General features: G+C 50.7%; 2 protein-coding genes. One reads left to right on the plus strand and one right to left on the minus strand.

All coding sequences use genetic code 11. The annotated features are described in order from the left end of the window. Positions 1-301: DotD/TraH family lipoprotein (locus tag GEU01_RS22095; protein ID WP_157212928.1), on the minus strand; the 301-nt coding region annotated here is incomplete at its 3' end. Positions 302-764: 463 nt separating this feature from the next. On the opposite strand from GEU01_RS22095, the gene GEU01_RS25525 reads away from it, so the two are divergent. Further along, positions 765-1,074: hypothetical protein (locus GEU01_RS25525; RefSeq protein WP_019087711.1), on the plus strand; the 310-nt coding region annotated here is incomplete at its 3' end.

The following is a 1,074-nucleotide window of genomic DNA, read 5'->3' on the forward strand; positions in this document are numbered from 1 at the left end:
CGCTATAGCCAATCTCCTGGCCGAGTTTTGCGACGGCCTTGCCCAGGGGGCCGTCCCATACGAACCAGATCCGGCGGGTCAGGTCATCGGGGAGCAGGGGCTGGTTGGCAGATGCCACGACCGGAGACGGGCGGATGCTGCCAAGTTCCCGAAGATCAGTCGTGGTCTCTGCTATTGACCGCTGCAAGGCCAGTTCAGGATTGGCCATGCCGGTCGTCGCAATGGGAGAAGGTGACGACAGGCTCTGCGCACAGGCGTTGAGCGCCATGGGCAAAAGAAAAATGAGCAGAGAATGTTTCATGATCTTATCCGGATAATGGGAGTAGCTTCGAAGATCATCTTGCGACTGCTGCAGCAAAAATTGGCTGCGTTGCTTTTTATTTCATGCAGGCCCCGAGAGGAGATTCGTGTCCTCTTTTGGGGTATGCTGTCGCCGGATTGACGCGCAGAATTGCGTGGGACAGGAGTAAACCTTTTTGTTGAGAGCGCGACCGTTACCCAGGAACAGTGTAGGATGACGGCCTCGGCGTTATCAGAAACACCAACTTCTTATTTGGGGAAGTTGCAACGATGAACTCATGAAATTAGGTGACGCCCGGAAAAGTGTCTCTTTTCTGTTTTTTGCTCCGAACATGAGGGGATTACCGGCAGCTATCCATGTTGCTGACAGTTTTACCAAGCATCTGGTGTGCGCTGAACAATCTGTATCGATGGGACACAATGAGGTATGTCGATGATATGTAGCCGAGAGGGTAGATTGCAGGATGAAGATCATCAGAACGGCCATCGTGATGGCGATAATTGCAGGCACGGGTGCCTGTTCGTCCACGGGTGATGCTTCCATAAAAAAAACAACCATTGCGGAAGTTGATCAGAATATTCATGATGGTGTAACAACTTCATCTCAGGTGCATCAGATTTACGGTGAACCGGGGCAGAAAACCTATGAAAATGGTTACGAAGTCTGGATTTATAGTTTTACGTCTGGCAGGGAGGATGGTCTTTCAATAGCGCAGGACGTAGTCGGACTTGGCATGCTTGGAGAAAGATCAAATAACAAAAGCAAGATGCTGA

The organism is Komagataeibacter europaeus LMG 18890, from assembly GCF_000285295.1.
Lineage (GTDB): Bacteria > Pseudomonadota > Alphaproteobacteria > Acetobacterales > Acetobacteraceae > Komagataeibacter > Komagataeibacter europaeus.